13 protein-coding genes, 19 tRNA genes and 1 pseudogene are annotated in these 15,031 nt (G+C 42.9%); 27 read left to right on the top strand and 6 right to left on the bottom strand.

Translation table 11 applies throughout. From position 1 onward, the window contains the following. The first annotated feature begins 23 nt into the window (after nucleotides 1-23). From recD2 to AC504W_RS28755, 3 genes are read left to right on the top strand one after another with little or no spacing between them, the layout of a single operon-like run. On the top strand, nucleotides 24-2,264 hold the full coding sequence (gene recD2, locus AC504W_RS28765) for an SF1B family DNA helicase RecD2 (protein WP_494879872.1): 2,241 nt from the start codon (nucleotides 24-26) through the stop codon (nucleotides 2,262-2,264). A gap of 33 nt (nucleotides 2,265-2,297) precedes the next feature. Continuing rightward, nucleotides 2,298-2,645, top strand: a complete 348-nt coding sequence (locus tag AC504W_RS28760; RefSeq protein WP_494879870.1) for a hypothetical protein — start codon at nucleotides 2,298-2,300, stop codon at nucleotides 2,643-2,645. Between the two features lie 59 nt (nucleotides 2,646-2,704). Further along, nucleotides 2,705-3,109 (top strand): nuclease A inhibitor family protein, encoded by a 405-nt coding sequence (locus AC504W_RS28755; protein ID WP_494879868.1) that lies wholly within the window; start codon nucleotides 2,705-2,707, stop codon nucleotides 3,107-3,109. Nucleotides 3,110-3,130: 21 nt separating this feature from the next. Here the strand turns inward: AC504W_RS28755 and AC504W_RS28750 are convergent, their stop codons facing one another. Both AC504W_RS28750 and AC504W_RS28745 read right to left on the bottom strand, forming a co-directional pair. Continuing rightward, nucleotides 3,131-4,012, bottom strand: coding sequence for a DNA/RNA non-specific endonuclease (locus AC504W_RS28750; RefSeq protein WP_494879866.1), 882 nt, complete (start codon nucleotides 4,010-4,012; stop codon nucleotides 3,131-3,133). A gap of 235 nt (nucleotides 4,013-4,247) precedes the next feature. Further along, entirely contained in the window at nucleotides 4,248-4,718 is a 471-nt protein-coding gene (locus AC504W_RS28745; RefSeq protein ID WP_494879864.1) for a hypothetical protein, read from the bottom strand. 367 nt (nucleotides 4,719-5,085) lie between these two features. Here AC504W_RS28745 and psb34 point away from each other — a divergent pair, with 367 nt between their 5' ends. From psb34 to AC504W_RS28640, 21 genes are all read left to right on the top strand, one after another. After that, the gene (gene psb34 / locus AC504W_RS28740; protein WP_494879862.1) at nucleotides 5,086-5,256 is read left to right on the top strand and encodes a photosystem II assembly protein Psb34; all 171 of its coding nucleotides are present in this window, start codon (nucleotides 5,086-5,088) and stop codon (nucleotides 5,254-5,256) included. Between the two features lie 766 nt (nucleotides 5,257-6,022). Beyond that, nucleotides 6,023-6,559 (top strand): HNH endonuclease, encoded by a 537-nt coding sequence (locus AC504W_RS28735; protein ID WP_494879860.1) that lies wholly within the window; start codon nucleotides 6,023-6,025, stop codon nucleotides 6,557-6,559. Between the two features lie 201 nt (nucleotides 6,560-6,760). Then, a tRNA-Asp gene (locus AC504W_RS28730) sits at nucleotides 6,761-6,836 on the top strand. A gap of 3 nt (nucleotides 6,837-6,839) precedes the next feature. After that, nucleotides 6,840-6,916 (top strand) — tRNA-Glu (locus tag AC504W_RS28725). A 5-nt stretch (nucleotides 6,917-6,921) separates the two neighbouring features. Beyond that, nucleotides 6,922-6,996: transfer RNA gene (locus tag AC504W_RS28720), tRNA-Cys, on the top strand. A 5-nt stretch (nucleotides 6,997-7,001) separates the two neighbouring features. Continuing rightward, nucleotides 7,002-7,076, top strand: a tRNA-Met gene (locus tag AC504W_RS28715). Between the two features lie 3 nt (nucleotides 7,077-7,079). Then, nucleotides 7,080-7,150: transfer RNA gene (locus tag AC504W_RS28710), tRNA-Trp, on the top strand. 149 nt (nucleotides 7,151-7,299) lie between these two features. Next, nucleotides 7,300-7,373, top strand: a tRNA-Glu gene (locus tag AC504W_RS28705). A 127-nt stretch (nucleotides 7,374-7,500) separates the two neighbouring features. Further along, a tRNA-Tyr gene (locus tag AC504W_RS28700) sits at nucleotides 7,501-7,584 on the top strand. A 4-nt stretch (nucleotides 7,585-7,588) separates the two neighbouring features. After that, nucleotides 7,589-7,676 (top strand) — tRNA-Ser (locus AC504W_RS28695). 6 nt (nucleotides 7,677-7,682) lie between these two features. Next, nucleotides 7,683-7,756: transfer RNA gene (locus AC504W_RS28690), tRNA-OTHER, on the top strand. A 6-nt stretch (nucleotides 7,757-7,762) separates the two neighbouring features. Next, a tRNA-OTHER gene (locus AC504W_RS28685) sits at nucleotides 7,763-7,860 on the top strand. A 9-nt stretch (nucleotides 7,861-7,869) separates the two neighbouring features. Further along, a tRNA-Asn gene (locus tag AC504W_RS28680) sits at nucleotides 7,870-7,944 on the top strand. Nucleotides 7,945-7,949: 5 nt separating this feature from the next. Beyond that, nucleotides 7,950-8,025, top strand: a tRNA-Gln gene (locus AC504W_RS28675). An 8-nt stretch (nucleotides 8,026-8,033) separates the two neighbouring features. Further along, nucleotides 8,034-8,107 (top strand) — tRNA-Gln (locus tag AC504W_RS28670). A 9-nt stretch (nucleotides 8,108-8,116) separates the two neighbouring features. Further along, nucleotides 8,117-8,194: transfer RNA gene (locus AC504W_RS28665), tRNA-Leu, on the top strand. A 4-nt stretch (nucleotides 8,195-8,198) separates the two neighbouring features. Beyond that, nucleotides 8,199-8,273 (top strand) — tRNA-Leu (locus AC504W_RS28660). A 47-nt stretch (nucleotides 8,274-8,320) separates the two neighbouring features. Further along, nucleotides 8,321-8,391 (top strand) — tRNA-Gly (locus AC504W_RS28655). Between the two features lie 100 nt (nucleotides 8,392-8,491). Next, a tRNA-Val gene (locus tag AC504W_RS28650) sits at nucleotides 8,492-8,567 on the top strand. A 6-nt stretch (nucleotides 8,568-8,573) separates the two neighbouring features. After that, nucleotides 8,574-8,645 (top strand) — tRNA-Arg (locus AC504W_RS28645). Between the two features lie 6 nt (nucleotides 8,646-8,651). Further along, nucleotides 8,652-8,726: transfer RNA gene (locus tag AC504W_RS28640), tRNA-Ala, on the top strand. Nucleotides 8,727-9,038: 312 nt separating this feature from the next. Here AC504W_RS28640 and AC504W_RS28635 read toward each other — a convergent pair. Then, nucleotides 9,039-9,231, bottom strand: a pseudogene (locus tag AC504W_RS28635) (hypothetical protein). Between the two features lie 210 nt (nucleotides 9,232-9,441). Between AC504W_RS28635 and AC504W_RS28630 the strand changes: the two are divergent. Further along, a complete protein-coding gene (locus tag AC504W_RS28630; protein WP_494879859.1) occupies nucleotides 9,442-9,612 on the top strand; it encodes a hypothetical protein in 171 nt (56 codons plus the stop codon). A gap of 20 nt (nucleotides 9,613-9,632) precedes the next feature. Here AC504W_RS28630 and AC504W_RS28625 read toward each other — a convergent pair whose 3' ends face one another. Together AC504W_RS28625 and AC504W_RS28620 are read right to left on the bottom strand one after the other, a co-directional pair. Next, entirely contained in the window at nucleotides 9,633-10,391 is a 759-nt protein-coding gene (locus AC504W_RS28625; protein ID WP_494879858.1) for a DUF559 domain-containing protein, read from the bottom strand. A gap of 311 nt (nucleotides 10,392-10,702) precedes the next feature. Beyond that, entirely contained in the window at nucleotides 10,703-11,788 is a 1,086-nt protein-coding gene (locus tag AC504W_RS28620; protein ID WP_494879857.1) for a tyrosine-type recombinase/integrase, read from the bottom strand. 442 nt (nucleotides 11,789-12,230) lie between these two features. Between AC504W_RS28620 and AC504W_RS28615 the strand changes: the two genes are divergently transcribed. Both AC504W_RS28615 and AC504W_RS28610 read left to right on the top strand, forming a co-directional pair. Beyond that, nucleotides 12,231-12,365 (top strand): nuclease A inhibitor family protein, encoded by a 135-nt coding sequence (locus AC504W_RS28615; RefSeq protein ID WP_494879925.1) that lies wholly within the window; start codon nucleotides 12,231-12,233, stop codon nucleotides 12,363-12,365. A 355-nt stretch (nucleotides 12,366-12,720) separates the two neighbouring features. After that, complete coding sequence (locus AC504W_RS28610) at nucleotides 12,721-13,299, top strand: hypothetical protein (RefSeq protein WP_494879856.1); 579 nt, start codon at nucleotides 12,721-12,723, stop codon at nucleotides 13,297-13,299. A 109-nt stretch (nucleotides 13,300-13,408) separates the two neighbouring features. On the opposite strand, the gene AC504W_RS28605 is transcribed toward AC504W_RS28610, so the two are convergent. Beyond that, the gene (locus AC504W_RS28605) at nucleotides 13,409-14,242 is read right to left on the bottom strand and encodes a DNA/RNA non-specific endonuclease (protein ID WP_494879854.1); all 834 of its coding nucleotides are present in this window, start codon (nucleotides 14,240-14,242) and stop codon (nucleotides 13,409-13,411) included. Nucleotides 14,243-15,031: the final 789 nt, after the last annotated feature.

Here is a 15,031-nt window from a genome sequence, read left to right as displayed (position 1 = left end):
GGCTGCGCCGTTTCCTAAAAGTGATGTCCACCACACCCCTACCAAGTCAGCAGCAAATCAACGCCACTCCCAAACATGAATTGATTACGGGAGTAGTGGAACGTCTGACATATTACTCTCAAGAGTCGGGTTACACAGTGGCACGTTTACAACGCCCTGGTGCGAAGGAACTCACTACGATTACTGGTAGCTTTGCAGATATCCAACCAGGACAAACGCTGCAATTAACTGGTTTTTGGCGCGAACACCCACAGTATGGTTTGCAGTTTCAAGTTGTTAATTATAAAGAAACCAAACCTGCTACCCTTACAGGAATTGAGAAGTATTTAGGTAGCGGTCTAATTAAAGGTGTTGGCCCTGTAACTGCTAAACGGATAGTTGCTCATTTTGGACTATCTACCCTTGAGATTATTGAAACCCAAATTGAACGACTTGCAGAAGTTAATGGCATTGCTAAAAAACGCATTGCTATGATTCAAAAAGCTTGGAATGAGCAAAAAGCTATTAAAGAAGTGATGGTATTTCTGCAAAGCCACGGCGTTTCTACAACATACGCAGTTAAAATTTACAAGCAATATGGCGATAAATCCATAGATACAGTTACCCATAATCCTTACCAGTTAGCAGCAGATATCTATGGTATTGGTTTTTTAACTGCTGATAAGATTGCCCGGAATTTGGGCGTTCCCGCAGATTCCCAGTTTCGTTACTGTGCTGGGATGACCCATGTATTAAGTGAAGCCGCAGAAGATGGGCATTGCTACTTGCCACAGACTGAACTGATTGAGAAAGTAATTAAACTGCTCACTACTGCTGACCATCAACCAAAAGAAGATGCCATCACTCAAGTTATCAAAGATATGGCGCTCAAAAATGAGCTAATTAGAGAACGTGATGCCGATAAAACACTTAATTGCTACAAGCCTACCTACTTCCACACCGAACAAAACTTAGCCCAATTAATACGCGAACGGCTCACCCACCCCATCAATCCTGATATTCCCCGTGTCCGCGCTTGGCTAGAGCGTTATAGCAGTAGCCGCAAAGTTTCACTATCACCCGAACAGCAACAAGCGGTAGAAGTTGCAGCTTACTCTAGATTCACCGTCATTACAGGTGGCCCTGGTGTGGGCAAAACTTTTACCACTCACACCATTGTTTCCTTGTGGAAGGCAATGGGTAAATCAATTGCCCTGGCTGCACCAACTGGACGCGCTGCCCAAAGATTAGGCGAGATGACTGGGCTAGAAGCGAAAACCATTCACCGCCTACTAGAATTTGACCCCAAGACGCGCAGTTTTAAACGCGATCGCACTAACCCGTTACCTTATAGTGCAATTATTGTAGACGAAGCCAGTATGCTTGACTTGTTTCTGGCATACTCTTTGGTTGAAGCTGTTGCCGAAAATGCCCAACTATTGTTAGTAGGAGATATTGACCAATTGCCATCGGTAGGGGCAGGTAACGTGCTGGCTGATTTAATTAATTCGGGAAAAGTGCCTGTAGTGCGACTTACCCAAGTATTTCGTCAAGCTGCTACTAGCAAAATTATTACCGCCGCCCACCAAATTAACCGGGGGCAATATCCCCATATCGAATCAATTTCTGATACACCTCAATCTGATTGTCTGTGGCATGGTGGAGGGTTTGAGCCAGAACATGGAGTGCAGGCAATTAGTGAGTTGATTGCTGATTTCATCCCCCGGCTTGGTTTTCACCCTGCTACTGATGTACAAGTGCTTTCCCCCATGTCACGGGGATTAGTCGGTACACGCAATCTTAATAACGTACTGCAACAGTTAATTAATCCACCTAGTCCTGAAAAAATTGAAATTACCAGGGGTGGGACTATTTTTAGAATTGGTGACAGGGTAATTCAACTCACCAACGATTATCAACGGGAAGTGTTTAACGGTGATGTAGGATTTATTACCACAATAGATACTGAAGAACAGGAAGTCATCGTACAGTACCAAGAGCGTGATGTTACTTATGATTATGCTGACATGAATGAACTGGCTTTAGCCTGGAGCGTGAGTATCCATAAGTCGCAAGGCTCAGAATACCCAGTAATAATTTTTCCATTGTATACGCAACATTACATGATGCTGACTCGAAATTTACTTTATACAGGGTTAACCCGTGCCAAGACACTGGCGATTATTATTGGCAGTAACAAGGCAATCAGTATGTGCGTTCGTTCTACAAAGTCCCAGGAGCGATATACCCGATTGCAAGAGAGGTTGATTCATGAATTGCAATAGCGATCGCTCTTTGGGGCGCAGTACACTGGTGCTATGCCAAAAATCCCAGAGTGCGATCGCTGCCTTCTCTACTCCCACAATCCCCACCTCATCTGTGCTGTCCACCCAAAGGGGGTTGACGGTGATAGCTGTTTGGATTTTCGAGAAGACCCCAACGCTCAAGGAGAGGAACTATGGCAACCGGACGGGGCAACCTACAACGGCGAACTAATCTTGCAACCACAACATCGGCGGACACCGGAGGAACAGTTAGAGCTGCTAGATACCCATCCTTTATTTACTGGTAAGTGTCCCCAGTGCGGCTTTACGTTTGACCGAGATTACACAGCACGGGTACATTGGGATTGCCCTGAATGCGGCTGGATGGATGATACTGTGTAGGGTTTTTCAGCTTTTGGGATGATAGCGTTAATGGAGCGATCGCTCTATGATGATGGCTTATGACTCAAACTAATTCAGAAATTTTAGAACAGCTTCGTACAGCAGCGAACGGTTTACTCATGATGAGTGAGTCTGATTACCCGTTTGAAGTTTTTTTGTGGTCATTAACACCTCCTATCACACCCCAAAAAGTTATACAACAGACCAATCATCCACAGGATACACCTGTAGAAATGCTATCAGTTGATGATTTTTTTACTGTTGCAACTACTCCCCAAGACTGGCACAGTGATGAAGAAAGGGCTACAGTTACCAAATTTCAAAAGCTTGTACAAACGATTTTTGCGACATTAAAAAACCCGCAGGTGTATCGCCTCGGAAACATCGAAATTGATGCTTATCTTCTTGGCGAAACTCCCACAGGCGATTTAGCCGGAATTGCTACTAAACTTATCGAAACTTAGAATTAATTATTTGAGTTTGAGTTAATTAACGCTAACATTATCAACTTTAGCTTCGATAAATCCCTGAATTTCTGTTGGTACGTTCGAGAGAAAATCATAGCCTGTAATTTCTTCCAGTTTCTTCACTGAAGTTCTATATTTAGTCCACTTATTATTTTTAATTCCTTGCGTGTTAGGCATATCAATGGCAATGACACGAGTATTTTTGTTCACTCCCTTTAAACCTAACCCTGGTTTATCCAGGACAACAATTATTTTCCAAGTTCTGGCCGGAACAGTCACCTTACCATTAGCGATTGTGGTTTTTGCGCCATTTTTCCCTGTACCCCCAACACCGCTACTACCAGCGTATATGTAAAGTTCTTTACCCTGTTTGGCTAAACCCCGACTATAGCTTTCTAGTTGTTCCCAAGGCCCTTGGTTGTTGTCTGGGGCTTGGGGAATGATGTTGGTCATCAAAAATACTGCTTGGCTGTTTTGTTGTGTTTTGTTTCTGTCGGCGGCAGGAACCATGTGTCCTCGGTCAAAGCCACTGCCACTGTAGTCATTTGGCGTGACTCGATACCAGCCATTAGGCAATGTAGTATCAGGTGTAAATCCCGGACGTGGTAAATTGCCCAACCAATTCTTGTTTAGCTGCCAAGCTGCCCAATTGGGAATTCCTTTATCTCGGTTATATGATAAAGCGTATTGTGGTCTAATGATTAAGTAGTTGTCTGGGTTGGCAGTGCTATTAACTGCCCCGCTAGGATTTCCCAATACTAAGTGAGGACTATTTTGAGGTTGGGATGGTGTTGTAACTTTTTGTGCTGAAATTGATTGAATCAGTGCTGGTGAACATCCCAATAACGTAACCAAGCCAGTAACAGCAATCAAAGTCTGAAAGCGATTTATTAACTGCATAAAATTTAGATAGCTTCGTTTACATTAAGCATCACCATTTTTAAGCAAATTTCCAGATTTTTTCAATCACCGCATTTTTCTTCTCAGAATTAAGCGGATCGCAATTTGCACTTATATTAACGGATGATACAACCCTGTATTTTGTTTAAATTCCCAGCCTAACCCCGATCTCCTGGAGAGCAAAAAATTTCTGAGTCTACAGCGATCGCATCGCATCCCTACCCGCATCTGTAAACTAACTCACAGGATGATATAGTCCTGTACTTTCGTTAAATTCCCAGCCTAACCCTGCTCTATCCTTGCCCTTGCACCATGCCACAAAAAGTGGTGGTGGTAGATTAACTCGCTGCTCACGTATAGTTTCTGCATTTACATTAAGTCTTGCAGCTAAATTTTCTGCCGTTAGCGGTTGAAGACGGGGAGTTTGCCCAGGATAGTATGAATTCTTGTTGTATGAGTTATTGCGCCGTTTTGGTTGGTTGTTGAGATGATTTTGAATTTTCAAAATCGCATCAGCGAATTGTGTCATTTGGGCTGTTATCCCCTCAATTTTTTGTTCTAAAGAGTCCAGACGTTGCTCTTGATTACCAGCAATTACATCAAGGTCATCTAGAGAACCATCTAGGTATAGCTCAATAAATCGGGTGAGCGTGGCTGTTGCTGTTGTGCCTTTTTCCTGGCAATGAGCGATAAACTGCTCCCACATCTTTTGGTCACAGTTAAAAGATGCCAGCTTCTTTGTTTTCCCTGTATTGCTCATATCTAGGTAATGTCTAGGTAAAACTGGACTGTCTGCTTCGTCATTTATCTTGATAATTACCTTGACAGTATCATGATGAGAATACCTCTGTAGGTGATCAGCCTATTATTTCCTCTAAGAAACTGCCCTGACTCGCTTCAAAATCTGCAACACAGCACCAGCACGGCGCTTTCTTTCCTCGCCTGAGTAACCCATTGCTGATTAGCGACTTTTATTAACGCTATCAGACTTTTTGTGTCAAGTCCTGTTGACCTTTTGTAACAATATTGTTATATTTATTTACATAAATTAATGAACAAGCAATAAAAAAACTATGTACACCACAGTTAATGAAGACGGCGTTCTCAACAACTACCCAACTGAACCCCAGGTATACTGCGCTGAGTATCCAGCAGTTTGGGAACAACGCAACTACGTCATCCAAGGTGCAATTGCAACTATATTTGTTACTGCTCTAGTTTGGGTTGCAATTGCTGTTAGTTAATATTTGTGGATTTCGGTATCGGCATCTCTCATCGACCCAAAAGGCTTCTTCCCTAAACCTCGGTACTTAACGCCGGGGTTTTTTGTTGTGGAGGGCATCGCAATCGCAAGATTTTTCCGCAAACATCGCCTTAATCAAGCTTAACAATACAAATGTATTAAAATAATCACAAAAGGCAAGCGTAGACGCGTACTGCTTCGCAGAACCCGAAGGGTAGTGGCTTGTCGTCAGACATCGCCTTAAACCAAAACCCAGCCATGATGACTGGGCTTTTGTTGGGGTAATTTTCCCCTAGTTATTTATAGAAGTTATTTATAAGTTGCTTTACTAATAAGAACTACACCGCCTAGCTTAACTATTTCGGAAAATTCGTTGCCGAACTATATCCTCTAACACTGGTAGTGGACAGATATATATTACAGTTGTAGTATATAAATATTCCTCAAAGTTACAGATACTACAAAAAATTGATGAGCCGCAGATTCTCTTCTTCCTCAAATAATGCAGTGCATTGCAAACCTGTCAGGGGTTCAGGCAGAGCAATTGTGCTGTTTGCCTTTGAGAGAGCATATCGGTTGATTAGTGGTAAATCTGCAAGCGTTGGCCAAGAGGCAGCGTTAGCCTGTTGGCTGAATCCGGATCAACTTATTCAAAGCGGGAGGTGCAAGTGTTTTCTAGCACCGATATAGGTCAAAAAGTATCAACTATCTGACCCCCGCACTGATGGACAGAGGCGGGGGTTATTTTTTTAGGAGTGAATCAACTTATGGAAGCTCAACCACCTTTTAGGCAATCGCACATACTACAAAATTCAGTTGTAGTGTTCTCTAAAAACTACTTACCACTAGCACGTATCAACATCAAACGAGCAATCGTGCTATTAGTTACAGGTCAGGCAGAATCATTGAATTTTGGTACTACAAAGCAGTGGGAAGTCCGTTCACCTAGTGTTGTACTACAAGTACCAGAACACATCCGCTTGAGAGTTGGCAATCCCGAACGCCATTGGAAAGTACCGCCTGTAAACCGTCGTGAAGTTTTGAAACGAGACAACCACACCTGCCAATACTGCGGTAGCACCAAGCATCTAACGCTTGATCATGTAATACCCCGCTCAAAAGGTGGACAGCATACCTGGGACAACGTTGTAACAGCGTGCGCTAAATGCAACTCAACCAAGAGCGATCGTCTGCCACATGAAGCAGGAATGGTACTGAAAACCAAGCCCAAAGCCCCAATTCACCCAGCAGTTGCATTTGCTGAACAATTTTGGAACGCACAACGCCTGAGTGAATCTGAGTAATTTACTTCAAACTCAATCAGAGAGGGCAATACCTCGATTACATCACAATGTCCTCTCACTTCTCAAAAAAATTTTGTAGTATGCCCTTGACACCTTGTAATACATTATGTAGTATATATGTAGTGAAGCACTACAGCCTCTCAATAAGGCATAGAGCAAACATCTCAGAACCATGAAAACTGAATAATTGCCACCCAACGTGGGGGTGTAGCTTAGTCCGGTTTAAAGCAGTCGCCTGTCGAGCGAAAGAACGTGGGTTCAAATCCCATCATCCCCGTGTAGCCGTGTAGACGAATAGAAAAGTCGCTCTGGTTCTCAGTCAGAGAGAAGCGAGTGCAACTCTCGTCACGGCTTCCAAATATGTCCAGGTCGCCTAATGGTAGGGTGTTGGTCTGCAAAACCTCCCCCAGCGAGTTCAATTCTCGCCCTGGACTCCAAGCGTTGCAGTGTCACCTAACGGCAAGGTACTCGGCTCATAACCGAGAATATGCGGGTTCAACTCCTGCCACTGCTACCAAATGCACAGATGGTGTAACGGCAGCATCAGGGTCTCCAAAACCTTTGGTCAGGGTTCAAATCCTTGTCTGTGCGTTCTACCGCGTGTCCTAACACGAGAAGCTTACATATTGGTTAATCGGTCTAAAAAAACCGAAGTAGGTTCGACTCCTACAGCCTCCGCCAAACCTGGAGGCTGTTAAAAACAGCTTCTCAAACTTGTATGTGGTAGAAATCTTTCTCTTGGTGCAGAAGCGAAGTGGCTGAGCGGCACGTCTTTCAAGCGTGTAATTAGCGGGTTCGAGTCCCGTCTGCACTGCCTCATGGGGTGACGAATGGTGATCGACAGCAACGAAACCAACAAACGGACGCTTGCTGGATAGGGGTTCGATTCCCCTTCACTCCATCCCTTGTGGATGTATTTCTACAAAGTGAACGTTGATTTAGGTCGGTATCCAAGTCCGGTTGAAGGAAGCCGTCTGTAAAACGGATGCCTATGTGCTTCGTAGGTTCAAATCCTACCCGGCCCATTATGGAGAGATTGCTATTGGCAGGGCAAGCTGTTTGCTAAACAGTTGTGAGATTCAGCGTCTCACTGTGGGTTCAACTCCCTCTCTCTCCGCCTTATGAGAACGTGGTGTAACTGGATTGCATCTCAGATTACGAAAGAGAAGGTTGGGGGTTCAAGTCCCTCCGTTCTCGCCTTATCCCCTGGTAGCTCAGTTGGTAGTAGCGCCTGTCTGTTCGCGTAGCGTCTCCGATAGGAGAAGAACAGGAGGTCATCTGTTCAATCCGGATCTGGGGGACTGGCACATTGCCCCATAGCTCAATGGCAGAGCAAGCGGTTGTTAACCGCGAGGTTGTAAGTTCGACTCTTACTGGGGCAGCCATTAATTGCAGGATGGACGATTGGCAAGTCGCCTTGACTCTGAATCAAGGAGAGGTTGGTTCAACCCCAACTCCTGCATCCAAATATCAATGGGAAGTAGGCAAACAGGTAAAGCCGTCGCACTTTGAACGCGAAGTTTGAAGGTTCGATTCCTTCCTTCCCAGCCTATATATACTCCTGTAGCCCAATTGGAAGAGGCGGCTGTCTCAAAAACAGTCTGTGTGTGGGTTCAAATCCCATCAGGAGTACCAATATGCTGCTGTAGCCCAACTGGAAGCAGGCGCTGGTCTTAGAAACCAGAGGTTGTGGGTTCGACTCCCACCAGCAGTATTATCCGGGTGTGGTGTAGCTTGGCAGCACTCCTGTTTTGGGAACAGGCGGTCGTGGTGTAAAGGCAGCATCAGAGTCTTCCAAACTCACGGTACGAGTTCGATTCTCGTCGATCGCTCTGAACCTTATAGGTTTTTCAATGCGGATGTGGTGTAAAGGCAACACCGAAGTATGCCAAGCTTCAGATGCTCTTTTCAACTCTCGTCGTCCGCTCTTTTAGCCCTGTAACTCAGTTGGGAGAGTGCCTCTCTTACAAAGAGGAAGTCGCTCTTTCAATTCCTGCCAGGGCTACCAATTTATGGGAGTGTCGCCTAATGGATGGGCATCGATCTTCTAAATCGACCGATGTAGGTTCGAGTCCTACCACTCCTGCTGTATGGGGTCATAGCTCTAACTGGCTAGAGCGCCTGTCTTGCACACAGGAGGTTAGGGGTTCAAATCCCCTTGATTCCACTGATGGTGTCTGAAGCCAAAGCGGTCGCGGCGCTGGTTTGTGGAACCAGTCATTAGGGAGTTCAAGCCTCCTCAGATACCCCTTTAAGGAAGATGCCGCTAAATGGTCGGCAACTGGTTTTGAAAACCAGGGTACAGGTAACTGTAGGGGTACCCTACCCTTCGGGAACGCTCCGCGAACGGGAAGCAAGCTACGATTCCTCCATCTTCCGCCTTCCACCTGAAGCCGAAAAGTGAGGCACTGTGCTGATAACACAGTGGAAGGAGGGGCAGTACCTCTAAGAGTGGACTTAGAGCAGTAGACACGCAACGTTAATTACCCTGTCCAATCCACTCACGCCCTGCTTTCTCCGCAGCTTCGGGCGTATAGTAAAGTTTGCGCGTAACCATTCACTGCACCACCAGAACTAATCAACCGAAATTGCCAGCAATCGGCCTCTGTATAGAATACCAACAGAGTAACGTTATGAATGCCAACAACTAGATGAATCTTGGTGGTAGTCATTAGTGGTAGCTCAAACTCTACCCTTGTTTTATCAAACTCTCCTCAAAGGAGAAGTAATCGGTGAACAGGCGATCGCATGGGGTAAGCTATATATAAGTTATGCTGCAAATTAAGTCAATGAGAAGGCAGATAATTGATTAAAATCTGATGCTGCTAGAAAAAAATGCTGAGGGCGATCGCATTTAAATTAGTCATGTTCTTAGAGAATATATGAAAGAAACGCAGATTGTACCAATTATCGAAACTCGTGTAGTCAACGAAGAAGCTGAGTACCGTGCTACCTATCACTCTTTTAAAAGCGAGTGGTATAAATCAGAAGAAGATGCTTGGCTGGAGTTTGAGAATTGGGTTACTGCTACTTTTCATAGTTTTGGGCTTTGAAGTCTAAAGGCTACAAGTCATTAATTAAATAGCTCTAAAAACTCTTTAACAACTGCTGAGGCGTTTTCATAGCATTGTTCTGCTGAAAATCTAACAGTAGAAATACCTTGTCTTAAAAATACCCTATCTCTTTTACAGTCCCATTGTCTATGAAATGTATTATTGTGATGTACTCCGTCAACTTCAAGAATCATGCACTTTTGATTGTGAAATACTAAAAAATCTACCTCGGCTTTTTCTCTCTGTTTATTATCATGATTACTAATAGGTAAGCCGTTTAAACCCATAAAACCATTTACATTAGCAAAAAACATAATATTTAAACTAGATAGAGCTTTGGCTATCCTTATTTCTGCTTCAGACCGAAATATTAATCCATTCCATAAAAGTTTTTCTTTGACTACGTTATTTTCAATTTTAGTTTTAACTAAATGCTCTTGGATTTTAATATTGCTGATTATTCTTTTCTTTTCAACATCATCATAATAAATAAACCACCAATATTTTGTACTTTTTCCGTCTCGCTGATCTGCAAAAGCTAGATGTAAATGTTGGGTAATTTCAAAGTAAAATCCTGTTTGTTGTCTTGCCTCTAACCACTTTTGAACTAGCTTTCTATCTGGAAAATTATAAATATGTAAAAGAAAAGTAATTAAAGAATCAGTCCTAACTTCTACATAATAAGGCAACTGCGGAGCTACTGAAACTATAGAATTCTCAGAATTGTTGTGTTCTTTACCCTGTGGATTAAAAACAGTTTTAACGGGAGCTTGCACCATACAATCAAATAATAATTTATTTGGTTGTAGCTATATTTATCTGATTAATGCAAGAGAGAAAATACATAAAAACAATCTAGAATACTACTTCGATAACTCAGCAGGCAGTCCAGAGCTTAAGTAGCATACTAAGTTTTAACTTGATGTCAAAATCTAATCATACAAGAAATCAATTTTTTATGGTTGTGGGAATTCAGTTCTAGTCGATATGAAGCAGCATTTATAGCTAAACTTAATGATTATGAAGCTGAAGCCCTTGGAACTTAGACCTGGATTAAATTTGCTATTAAATTTATTGGCTCTTCCAAAGCTTAATCACCAATCAAATCTGCCAATAAATTTGTCATTTCTTCCTGACCTTGTTTGCGATTGTCGTCGTACACGATTAATACATCCAGCTTGACATGACGACTGGCTTTTTGCGTCTTCCTCACATCCCCTTGAGTTACTTCCAAAAGTGTTGTAACGCTGCTATGGCGGATGCGGTGTGGTGACATGAGTTTTTTCACGTCAGCTTCATCAAAATAATTGACAACAATTTTGCGGATGCCGTCTCCAGTAAGGCGATGCCCCCGGCTACGATTGTCAAGGGAGATAAATAGAGGTGAAGAAACGGTGATATTACTCCGAACTTGCAACCAATCACAGATAGCATTGATTGTTGCTGCGGACAGTTTCACCCATTCATCGTTCGTGCCTTGTCCTTTCCCCAAAATCCGCAATCTGCCAGAGTGTGGCTCGAAGTCTTTAATATTTAATTGACTAACTTCATTACGCCGTAGTAAATTTTCCCACAACAGTCGCAACAGCGCGTAATCTCTTGTTCCTGGAACTGTTGAGCGGTCAATCATCTGGATAACAGCACTCATTGTTTGGGCATCTACCCCGGTGGTATCGCGGTAGGCTTTCACCTTCTCCAACTCCACATCTTCGAGCGAATAGCTGCACACACCTAACTTGCGGGCAAACTTCACCAAAGATTTAATGCTGCTCAAGCGACGGTTAACCGTTGCTTCCTTCAAACCAGCAGCAAAGAGCTTTGCTCTATATTTCAATACCACCGCCACCGCCCGCTTCTCGTTCAGGTGCAAAAACTCCAAAACGCTATCGACATTTGGCTCAACACCTGTCATCGCCACGAAAAATTTCCGCAAATCTTTTTGGTATTCGCGCCGCGTGCTGGCGGCGCGGATATTGGCAAGCATCAAGGCAATGACATCCTGCTCGTCAGGAGTTGACGCAAAATAACGCTCAATTGGAGCTTCAAACGATTTTTTTAATACCTCCACCGCGTCATTAAATCCAGCATCATCGCTTGCTGTATTGAATGCACGCTTATGGGGATAGGAAGTATCATCCATAGCATTGTTAGCGAAAAAGGTAATTTTCGATATCAAAACTATTCTCCCCCTTTTTGTCCTCCTAGTCCCACTTTGGGACGATAATTTTTCTGTTATGCCTTTACCTTAATTATGTAGCTAAATATACTACAAAAATTTTTGCTTCTCTCGATGAAGTGACCAGGAGTTGGGCAACCGGAGGGGGCCAGTTATTACATAAATTATGGTCAGCGTGGCTGTTGCCGTTGTGCCTTTTTCTCAACAACGAGCTATCAACTGCTCCCACATCTTTTAGTTAGAGTAATGCGATCTCATGAATGTGAGTACGCGGGGGGTACAAATACGCGATTACACAATTAAGTCAATATAGCTAAGTACCGCGATTGCTTCTAACGGCCGCAATGCCTGCGATCGCACCTGTCCCCGATTCCATCTGGTTTCATAAGTGGCTTTGGTTACAGCTATCAAACTTTTTTTCAAGTCCTAAACTAATTTAGGAATTTTAGAACAGCTAAAACGGGCATCTGGGGGCTTGCTGTTTATGATCGAGTCAGAATACCCATTCTCAGTATTTTTGTGGGAAATTATCAACTTGGGAGTAATGTTTTGGATGACGAGGGGTATAAAAGTATAGGCTTCCGCATCATTTAGAAAAATGTCTGAAAAGTTCTGTTCCCGGACATTTTATTTACCATTCTACATCTTTGTTTGACGCGGATTCGCCCTATCCCAAGGGATACGTCAAGACAGAAGATTGTTAATTTATGTTGCGATGCTTTTCGCTACCGGCAATGCTATCCCGGATTTCTGAAAGAAAAGGTGTAATCAAAGTTACGAGCGTGATTGGCAAGACACTTGCTCCGATTAAGGCATCAATATATATCAAGACGTTTTTGTATCTCCCACTAACAGCACTTTGGCTTGCTCAAGATTAGCTCGTGCTAAAGTGGTAAACTTTGTCTATACCGAGGTATATACTGCGTGTAGAAATGCCAAGAACTGAACGCGAATCAATTAACTTCAAACTTCCCAAAAATTTAACTGAGGCACTTCGCCTAGCAGCAAGAGAACGGAAAACCACCGCCACAGACTTGGTTATCCAAGGGCTACACCATATTTTAGGAGACGTACCGGGTACAGAAGAAAGTGTAGAAATTCGCTTGTATAAACTTGAAGAAGAGTTTTTTAGTTTTCAAGAAAGTATAGAGGAAAGTACCAACAATCAGCAAGAAAAAAGATTAACTAATCTCGAAGGTAAACTCGAAGAACTAGCTCACAAACTTTCACGATTTGAAGGGGCATTGATACAAATACAAAATAGTATCAATACATCAAGATCACGTAACAAATCAAGCGGCTACTCTTATCAGACGAGTGCGCCAGTCAAGCTTGAACCCCGCAATGCAGAACAATTAGCCTCGCGTTTTGGTACTACTGCATCTATCATCGAAGAAAAACGTGCAACATCAAGCCAGAAAGATTTTGAACGATGGACACAAGACCGCGACTTTATTCATCGTTCTTGGCGGTTTAATGAGAAAGACGGGCTGTATTACCCAGTTGACTAAGTATTAAATGAGTGAAGTACAAACCCTGCCATTCGAGCGAGCGCCCAAATCATATCTTATGTCCTGCTGTGAGACAATGACTGTGTATGATGCAGACCACTAGATTGCTTTACTTGTTACTGTTATCTACTTTGCCTTCAATTACTTCCTGAATATTTGGAGAAACTAAGGACAGAAAATCATAGCCAGTAAGTTGTTCTATTTGATCAACACTGACTTTATAAGCCCTCCAGTCATTATTTAATTCTGGCTCATTGGGAATATTGACTGCAATGACACGAGTATTAGCAGTAATACCATTAATTCCAGAACCAGGATTATCTAGTACGACAACAATCTTCCAAGTTGATTGAGGAATAACCACCTTACCTTTAAGTGGTTGATCTCGACTACCACTAGGCCCTGCAATGATGTAAAGCTCCTTACCTTGACTGACGAGTTCTCGACAATAGTCTTCTAAATTGCCCCATGTATTTCTATTATTATCAGGGGTCTGAGGCATCATATTTGTCATCAGGAACGTAGCAGCATTATCCTCTGTTGTTTTAGTGCGGTCTGCTGAAGGTGCGATGTGACCGCGGTCATAACCAGAGCCAGAATACATAGAAGGAGTTACCCGTAACCAACCATTCGGCAATGTGTGATCCGGACGGAAGTTATCTTGGCGCTCGGCGTTTCCTAGCCATGAAGAGTTAAGCTGCCAAGCGACCCAGTTAGCTGTTCCCTTACTGTTATTGTAAGAGAGGGCATACTGATACTTGGACATTAAGTAGTTGTCAGGTGTAAGACTCGTTGGCGTTGCACTGCTAGGATTTCCCAAAAGCAAATGCACACTTATTGATGGGGAAAGTTCGGTTGATGGTGGTAGTTGAGATTGAACTGGTGAACACCCAATTAACAGTCCCAGTAAAGCAGCTACGCTCCAAAAACGAGGATTTACCATAGATTTCCGGGATTTTAATGTCTGATTTATTTCACTTCAGCATTTATGATTGTATTTTCAGGTTTTAACTCAGTTAAGTTTCAAGTTGTAAAGTAAGCGAACGCTCGAATGGCAGGGTATACCCATAACACTTAAAGATGCGATTTTAAGAGCATTTTGACTTTCGTTGAATCAAAGTCATAAAAATTCACATCATCTGTGGATTGACTATTTACTGCAACCTGTATGCCGACAATGGGTTGTTCAAGTTTTATCTTAGGCGTGAATCCACAACCGACTGCAAGCTCCAGTTATGACCTCAGATGTACACTATTTCTATACGTTTGTGTAGAAATAGTATAGAAACTATATTATCTGGCAAATTCAGAGTATAGAAAAAAGTATAGAAGCCGTGTAGAAAGTCAACAGTTCGCTCATCTGGAGTAGAAGTTAAGGTGTACGTTTAGAATAAAGTCTTGAAATGTATATAAGTTATGGGTATCTTATTTTGGGTTGCGGCGGGGTTTGGTGTTGTTGTCACTGTAAGCATAAGATGAGCAATTTGCTTGCTTTATGCTTTCAAACCAGGTTGCTCAAGTTATGCACCTCAAAGGGAAGAAAGTGAACCCATTCGTGAGAGTAGCTCTGTTACTTTATCTGAGCCTTTTGGATAGAGCGATCGCTTTACTATCTGCCTATCTCAAAGTTCTATTCTTTTATATTTAATTGTCATTACAGTAAAGTTATTGAAAATAATCTTTAGTATTAAACTATTGCTATGTCTAGCTTTCACGGCTTGAAAGGAGAAAT

It is taken from the genome of Nostoc sp. C96 (assembly GCF_059384975.1).
Note: the sequence above shows the minus strand (reverse complement) of the source record. Positions and strands in the feature narration are given on the sequence as shown.

What these genes read in the sequence shown, in the direction of transcription:
- AC504W_RS28755 (WP_494879868.1), top strand. Translation starts at nt 2,705, where the DNA reads ATGACTCAAACTAATTCAGAAATTTTAGAACAGCTTCGTACAGCAGCG.
- psb34 (WP_494879862.1), top strand. Translation starts at nt 5,086, where the DNA reads ATGTACACCACAGTTAATGAAGACGGCGTTCTCAACAACTACCCAACT.
- AC504W_RS28735 (WP_494879860.1), top strand. Translation starts at nt 6,023, where the DNA reads ATGGAAGCTCAACCACCTTTTAGGCAATCGCACATACTACAAAATTCA.
- AC504W_RS28630 (WP_494879859.1), top strand. Translation starts at nt 9,442, where the DNA reads ATGAAAGAAACGCAGATTGTACCAATTATCGAAACTCGTGTAGTCAAC.
- AC504W_RS28750 (WP_494879866.1), bottom strand. Translation starts at nt 4,012, where the DNA reads ATGCAGTTAATAAATCGCTTTCAGACTTTGATTGCTGTTACTGGCTTG.
- AC504W_RS28745 (WP_494879864.1), bottom strand. Translation starts at nt 4,718, where the DNA reads ATGTGGGAGCAGTTTATCGCTCATTGCCAGGAAAAAGGCACAACAGCA.
- AC504W_RS28625 (WP_494879858.1), bottom strand. Translation starts at nt 10,391, where the DNA reads ATGGTGCAAGCTCCCGTTAAAACTGTTTTTAATCCACAGGGTAAAGAA.
- AC504W_RS28605 (WP_494879854.1), bottom strand. Translation starts at nt 14,242, where the DNA reads ATGGTAAATCCTCGTTTTTGGAGCGTAGCTGCTTTACTGGGACTGTTA.
- recD2 (WP_494879872.1), top strand. Translation starts at nt 24, where the DNA reads ATGTCCACCACACCCCTACCAAGTCAGCAGCAAATCAACGCCACTCCC.
- AC504W_RS28760 (WP_494879870.1), top strand. Translation starts at nt 2,298, where the DNA reads ATGCCAAAAATCCCAGAGTGCGATCGCTGCCTTCTCTACTCCCACAAT.
- AC504W_RS28610 (WP_494879856.1), top strand. Translation starts at nt 12,721, where the DNA reads ATGCCAAGAACTGAACGCGAATCAATTAACTTCAAACTTCCCAAAAAT.